The 6,000-nt window shown below is 41.0% G+C and carries 4 protein-coding genes; all 4 read left to right on the plus strand.

Features of this window, described 5'->3' with window-relative positions:
- The first annotated feature begins 771 nt into the window (after nt 1-771).
- The 4 genes from betI (at nt 772) to H5185_RS12665 (ending at nt 5,958) form a co-directional block, all read left to right on the plus strand.
- Nucleotides 772-1,380, plus strand: a complete 609-nt coding sequence (betI, locus tag H5185_RS12650; RefSeq protein ID WP_124014923.1) for a transcriptional regulator BetI — start codon at nt 772-774, stop codon at nt 1,378-1,380.
- On the plus strand, nt 1,368-2,834 hold the full coding sequence (betB, locus tag H5185_RS12655; RefSeq protein WP_182742287.1) for a betaine-aldehyde dehydrogenase: 1,467 nt from the start codon (nt 1,368-1,370) through the stop codon (nt 2,832-2,834). The genes betI and betB overlap by 13 nt, the downstream gene beginning before the upstream one ends.
- Nucleotides 2,835-2,847: 13 nt before the next feature.
- Nucleotides 2,848-4,542, plus strand: coding sequence for a choline dehydrogenase (gene betA, locus H5185_RS12660; protein WP_124014925.1), 1,695 nt, complete (start codon nt 2,848-2,850; stop codon nt 4,540-4,542).
- A gap of 198 nt (nt 4,543-4,740) precedes the next feature.
- Nucleotides 4,741-5,958: a BCCT family transporter gene (locus H5185_RS12665; RefSeq protein WP_124014926.1), complete on the plus strand. Its 1,218-nt coding sequence runs from the start codon at nt 4,741-4,743 to the stop codon at nt 5,956-5,958.
- Nucleotides 5,959-6,000: the final 42 nt, after the last annotated feature.

Consider the following 6,000-nt stretch of genomic DNA (forward strand, 5'->3'; position numbering starts at 1 on the left):
TCTAACCTCTTAGCTAACACCTGATAATTGACCATTATAATAAGGCTTTAAGATAATCATTGATCGTCTACTGCCCATCTTTAACCACTTAGTTAACGCCTGATAATTGAATATTTAATGGTTTCTTAGTTAACAATCTTAATATCTACACCTTAAATCATAAGCTTGTATAAGGTTATAGCATGGAACTTGTTTACCTATCTATCGCCGGCTACTCACAAGCCACTCCCTTTGATGATCAATCACTGACATTGATACAGAATTATATTGAGCCTTACAGTTAATCTGGCTAATGACTTGAGTGCATCAGATAGGCACTTTCCTGTAAATGTTAACCCCCCATTAGTTCTAAATGTTGCGTCCTTAAAATGGTGACGACCGATAACTCATGATTACGATAGTGGGTTTCAGATTAACGTTTTCTTAGATGTTAACCATCAATAACGGTTCGTCAATAAAGGATTATTGATGACAAATATCGACGTTACGATGAAGTCATTTTTTTATAAAAAACCAAAAATAACTGCAGCTGTAATGATTTCATGTAAAATTTTTTGTTTTTAACAACATAAGATCAACGTTAAGATCGCAACAATCAACCTATGTAAAACATAGATTTACAGAAAACAATCGCATTCCTACCCTATTTTACAGCCCCTTTGTTGTGACCTATATCAAATTATAGCTTGATAGTTACAGCACTAATCATTAGCATACTTATTAATTGAGCGTTCAATTAATAATTCTTAATACAGATAACGGACCCCTTTTATGTCAAGACCGATAATGAAAAACGTCAGACAACAACAGCTGATAAATGCCACGTTAATGTCAGTCGAACGTCATGGGTTGCAACACACTACGATTAATACCATTAGTGGCTTGGCGGGAATGTCATCGGGAATTATCAGTCACTATTTTGGTGGCAAGCAAGGGTTAATAGAAGCCACGCAGAAGTTTCTGTTAGATGAATTAAAGCAGGCATTACTGACGAGAACATCAGGCAAAACATTAACTCCAGTAGCACGGCTTTCGATGATAGTGGAAGCAAACTTTACTGAATTACAACGTTCAAATGCCGCGACAAAAACATGGTTAAGCTTCTGGTCCCAAGCGATGCACGATCCTGGGCTGGCAAGATTACAAAATATTAATAGTCAGCGGTTATACAGCAATCTGCTTTTTTCGTTTAAGCAATTATTACCCAATACCGCAGCGATTAATGCAGCAAAGCAAACCGCTGCAGTGATTGATGGTTTTTGGTTACGCAGCGCGCTGAGCTCCACCCCTATAGAAGATTTTAAGCAAGCCCAAATTTTATCTAAAGCCTTTATTGAGGCTGCGATCGTGCAACATGGAGAAATTGAATGTCAGCGTTAATTACATACCAAAATTATGTTCACGGTAAATACATTTCAAATGGTAGCGGAGAAACCTTCGAGGTTATTAATCCTGCGACTGGTGATGTCAGTTATTTAGTTGAAGTGGCTACCGAAACAGTACAACAGGCGGCTATTGCGAGCGCGAAAGCAGGATTTGCAATTTGGTCAGCAATGACGCCAATCGAACGTAGCCGCATTTTATTAAAAGCCGTTGCCCTACTACGTGAACAAAATGATGAACTTGCTGCAGGTGAAGTATTGGATACCGGTAAGCCATGGCAAGAAGCATCGGTAGTTGATGTGGTTACTGGCGCCGACTCTATAGAGTTCTTTGCCGGACTTGCCCCAAGTATTGAAGGCAATCAACAACCTGTTGGAGCGGACTTTTATTACACTCGCCGCGAGCCATTAGGCATTTGTGCCGGTATTGGTGCTTGGAACTATCCGCTACAAATAGCTTGTTGGAAAGCGGCACCTGCTCTCGCTTGCGGTAATGTGATGATTTTTAAGCCATCAGAAGAAACACCACGCGGTGCAATGCGTTTGGCGGAAATATTCACACAAGCTGGCGTACCAGATGGCGTATTTAACGTTGTTCAAGGTGACGGTAAAGTGGGCTCATGGCTAACCAGTAATGAAGATATCGCTAAAGTGTCATTCACTGGCGAAGTCGGTACCGGTAAAAAAGTCATGGCAGCTGCGGCGGGAACACTTAAAGACGTAACCATGGAACTTGGTGGTAAGTCGCCATTGATAATCTTTAACGATGCCGATGTTGAAAATGCCGTTTCTGCGGCAATGTTAGCCAATTTTTATACGCAAGGCGAAGTGTGTACCAATGGTACGAGAGTCTTTGTGCAGCAAGATATTTATCCACAATTTATTCAACGTTTAAAAGAACGTACTGAGCAGAATATTGTTTGCGGCGACCCAATGGACCCAAACACTAATTTCGGCGCGTTGATTTCACGTGATCATCAACAAAAAGTGCTTGATTATATTGAGATTGGTAAAAAAGAAGGGGCGACTTTGTTAACGGGCGGTAGTGCATTAAAGCCTGACAATGCGCCAAATGGTTTCTTTGTCGCGCCAACAATTTTTACTGATTGCACTGATGAAATGACGCTATCTAAAGAAGAAGTCTTTGGCCCAGTCATGTCGGTATTGACCTTTACTGATGAAGACGAAGTCGTTAAACGTGCTAATAGTACACATCTCGGCTTAGCGGCTGGGGTGTTTACCCAAGACATTACTCGCGCTCATCGGGTTATTCATCAAATTCAAGCTGGTATTTGTTGGATCAATGCTTATGGTGCCTCACCAGCAGAAATGCCGGTTGGTGGTTACAAAATGTCTGGTATTGGCCGCGAGAATGGCTCTGAAACCTTGAAAGCATATACCCAAATTAAAGCTGTTTACGTTGGTATGCAGTCACTTGAAAGCCCATTTTAGGAGTGACCAATTAATGTCTACGCAAATATCTCATGAATACGATTATATTATTGTCGGTGCCGGAAGCGCAGGTTGTGTATTAGCCAACCGCTTAACGGAAAACCCTGACAATAAAGTCCTCATACTTGAAACCGGAGGTAGCGACAAAAGCATTTTTATTCAAATGCCTACGGCGTTATCTATCCCGATGAATACCAAAAAGTATGCATGGCAGTTTGAAACAGAAGCAGAGCCCCATTTAGATAATCGTCGTATGCATTGCCCTCGAGGCAAGGTACTCGGCGGCTCATCATCCATTAATGGCATGGTTTATGTGCGTGGCCATGCGCGTGATTTTGACGAGTGGCAGCAACAAGGTGCAAAAGACTGGGATTATGCTCACTGTCTGCCTTACTTTAAAAAAGCTGAAACCTGGTCTTTTGGCGGTAATGTTTATCGCGGTGATAAAGGTCCATTAGCAGTTAATAACGGTAATGAGATGAAAAACCCGTTATATCAAGCTTTTGTTGATGCAGGTGTCGATGCCGGTTACCTAGCGACGAGTGATTACAATGCCAGTCAGCAAGAAGGCTTTGGCCCAATGCACATGACAGTTAAAAACGGCGTGCGTTGGTCTACAGCAAATGCGTACCTTCGCCCTGCGATGAAGCGCTCGAATTTAACCGTGGTTACTCATGCGCTTGTACATAAAGTAATTATGCAAGGCAAAACGGCTGTTGGCGTTCGTTACGAACGTAAAGGCGAGTTAATTGATGTTAACTGCAATAAAGAAGTGATTTTATCAGCAGGTTCTATTGGTTCGCCGCATATTTTACAACTGTCGGGCATTGGCGATGCCAGTACATTAGCGAGTGCAGGTATTGAGCAAGTTCATCAATTGCCTGGTGTAGGCCAAAACTTGCAAGACCATTTAGAGTTTTACTTCCAATTTAAGTGCTTAAAACCGATTTCGCTTAATGGCAAGATAGATCCATTAAGCAAATTATTTATTGGTGCGCGATGGATTTTAAATAAATCGGGTTTAGGCGCAACTAACCATTTTGAGTCTTGTGGTTTTATCCGCTCAAAAGCGGGTTTAGAGTGGCCAGATCTGCAATATCATTTCCTACCTGCTGCAATGCGTTACGACGGTAAAGAAGCGTTTGCGGGCCATGGTTTCCAAGTGCATATTGGCCACAACAAACCTAAAAGCCGCGGTGCAGTAACGGTCGTATCAAATGATGCCAAGGTTGCCCCACAAATTCAGTTCAATTATTTGTCACATCAAGATGATATCGAAGGTTTTAGAGCGTGCGTTCGTTTGACCCGTGAAATTATTAATCAACCGGGTTTAGATGAATATCGTGGTGAAGAAATTCAGCCAGGCTTAGCGGTCAAAACCGATGAAGAGATTGACCGTTTTGTCAGAAGCTCAGTTGAAAGTGCCTATCACCCTTCTTGCTCGTGCAAAATGGGCGAGGATGATATGGCCGTGGTTGATTCAGAAACAAAAGTTCACGGTATTAACGGTTTAAGAGTCGTTGACTCATCTATTTTTCCAACCATTCCTAATGGGAATTTGAACTCACCGACCATCATGGTTGCCGAGCGTGCTGCCGACATTATTTTAGGTAACAAGCCACTGGCACCCAGTTTGGCAAAAGTGACTATTGCTAAACATTGGCAAACATCACAACGCTTACAAGCTCCGAAACGACATTCCGATTAGCCCTCATTCATTGATGTGTATTCCTATATACACATCAATAACAGGTTGTGGCCAACCTTCACAATTGTAAATGGCCAATTTAGCTGAGATCAATCTATCAGGGTTTAACTATCGTCAACACGATACTTAAGGCTTGAGGGCATTTTGCCTTTAAAAATTGTTCTATGGCATTAAAAACATACAACAAGGAGCCAAAAAATGACGACCTGGTTATCAATAGGTATTCTATTTACTTTTGCCGCAATCGCATTTGTGATTTATCGCTGGGGTAACATGCAGTGTATTGGTGTCACCCCAGTACGTAAGTTTACCTTTATTGCTATTTTGTTCACCTCCGGGCTTGATGTAGGTTTAATCATGTTCCCGTTGACCGAGTTTGCCGGTTATGCCGATTTAGCTGCCAGTCCAGAATATGGATTTACTAATCCACTGGCAATTGAGTTTGGCTTTTGGGCCTGCTTAATTTGGGCATTTTACTTTTTAACCTGCTTCTACTTCTGTGTCATTGAACCCAGAGTAAAGTATTTTGAAATTCCACTGATTAAGTTTATCAATAACATCGTCATCATTGGTACGTGTGCCTTCACCGCTTATTTATTATTAAGCAATTTACCTTGGTATTTACCACAGTTAGGTGATGGTGAAAGCATTGTCGGCAGCTTCTACCTCATTGTGTTTATGGTTATTGCTGCAGCAGTGTATTCAAGCACAAGTATTCGCTATGTTCGTTATCTCAGTTTAGGCAGTACTTGGCTATTCTTAGGCTTAATCGCCGTTATGTGGTCTGGTGCATTTTTATCAGATGACTCAAGTGTCGGTGAGTTTTTCACTACATTTGCATTAATTGGCGACTACTTTGCTAACATTCATAACTTTGTACTACCGATAAACGATTATCATGAGTTCTACCTGTTCTGGTGGTTTGCTTGGAGCATTATGATTGGTCAATTTACGGCACGCTTTGTGGGTGGTATGAAAACCTATCAAGTGTTACTGGCTATGATGGTATTCCCTTCAATCCCGATCGCGATTTGGTTTACAGTGTTGTATTACTACAGTGCAAACGCTCTCGATACCTCAGGGTTTTATAATCTTGCTATGGTAGTAGTAGGGATAACATTTGTAATTAACTCATTAGATTCACTCGTTCGTTTATATACTGACAATTTGAACATCACTGTTGAACGTTTTGGTAAAGTTCCTTATATCGTTGGTAATATTGTTGTACTGAGTGGCTTAACCTTATTATTTAAACTAGACTTTTTACAGATTCAATTAGTAGGCGCACTGGCTATAGGCTTGATATTAAGCTGTTTCATATACATTTTGAAATCGCACCATCGTACGGTCGGGGATATTGAACGCTCTCCAAAAGAAAATAAAATCGATTTTACTAAAATCGAATTAGCAGACTAAACAATAAAAACAATCCAAGGAATAATGATGAATACGACAATA

It is taken from the genome of Shewanella sp. SG44-6 (assembly GCF_014164185.1).
Lineage (GTDB): Bacteria > Pseudomonadota > Gammaproteobacteria > Enterobacterales > Shewanellaceae > Shewanella > Shewanella vesiculosa.

Bases quoted from the DNA above. Each gene is read 5' to 3' on its own strand.
- betI (WP_124014923.1), top strand. From the start codon at position 772: ATGTCAAGACCGATAATGAAAAACGTCAGACAACAACAGCTGATAAAT.
- betB (WP_182742287.1), top strand. From the start codon at position 1,368: ATGTCAGCGTTAATTACATACCAAAATTATGTTCACGGTAAATACATT.
- betA (WP_124014925.1), top strand. From the start codon at position 2,848: ATGTCTACGCAAATATCTCATGAATACGATTATATTATTGTCGGTGCC.
- H5185_RS12665 (WP_124014926.1), top strand. From the start codon at position 4,741: ATGACGACCTGGTTATCAATAGGTATTCTATTTACTTTTGCCGCAATC.